This window comes from Vreelandella sedimenti, assembly GCF_013416325.1.
In the GTDB taxonomy this organism is placed as follows: Bacteria; Pseudomonadota; Gammaproteobacteria; order Pseudomonadales; family Halomonadaceae; genus Vreelandella; species Vreelandella sedimenti.
In genome coordinates, this window is record NZ_JACCGK010000053.1 from 1 (window position 1) to 1,062 (window position 1,062).

At 61.4% G+C, this 1,062-nt stretch carries 1 protein-coding gene; it reads right to left on the reverse strand.

Annotated elements, in window-relative coordinates:
• Nucleotides 1-984: ISL3 family transposase (locus tag HZU72_RS23575; protein WP_180096375.1), on the reverse strand; the 984-nt coding region annotated here is incomplete at its 3' end.
• Nucleotides 985-1,062 lie beyond the last annotated feature (78 nt).

Below are 1,062 nucleotides of genomic sequence, written 5' to 3' on the forward strand. Positions count from 1 at the left end.
CGTGATGCGCCACCGAGCCGCTCTGGGCGTTGGAGCCTTCTGGATCCAGCGTAGCTTCTCCTTGATCACCCAGGCATCGGCCGTGGCGCTCTGATCGGCCACCAACTCCTGGAGCGCCGAAAGCTGTTTGGGTGTCAGGTTCTTGTTATCCAGGTTCTTCAGCAGGGCCCAGCGCAGCGACTTGGGGTGCCCCTGCTCCCGGCGCTCTTTCTTGCGTACCTCGTCCAGCCGCTTGGTGAAGGTCTGTACGATATGGAACCAGTCGACCGTTACCTCGGCCTTGGGAAGGTGCTCGGTCACGCCGCTAAGGAAGGCTGGCGACATATCGCAGACGACCTCGACCACATTATTCGGGTCGCCGCCATGGGCCGCCAGGAAGGCGCTGAAAGCCTGGATGGCATCCTTGCCGCAGCCTGGGACGGCAAAGATAACCGGTTCCCGCTTGCGCTGCATGTCGAGGAACACCGTGACATAGCGATGACCGCGCCGGGAGGCGGTTTCGTCCACGCCGACCGTCACCACCTTGGACAGATCCAGTTCCCCCAACATGCGGCCAACGTAGTGGTGCACGATGCGCCATAGTCGTTTGTCGGAAATCTCCAACTGGCGGGAGACGGCCAGTACCGGCATCTCCTTGACCAGTGACATGGCCGCTTGCTCGAACAGCAGGGTAAAGTCGCTGCCCGGCCGGGCCCAGGGCACCTCTATGCGCTTGACGCCATGGTCAGGACACTTCGTGCGCGGCACGCGAGCATGCAGGTAACAGTGATGCTGAAAGAAGTTCAGATGCCGCCAGGTTTTGTCGGCAAAGTCATGAGCTTGGCAGGCCTTACCACATTCTGGGCAGGGATAGAGACTGCCTCGCTCCGCCTCGACATAGAGGTCCAGGCGGTGGGGCGACACGGCGGTATCCAGGTACTGGTTCTTGAGGATCCAGGGCGCTTCCAAGCCCAGGCCGAGTGTTAGAATCTGGGTGCCGTCCATGTCATACCTCCTGCCGCTGTGGAGGTCATATTCTGGCCCAGCTCAGGGGGCGAATTCCACACCCAACGTCGAAGAGCC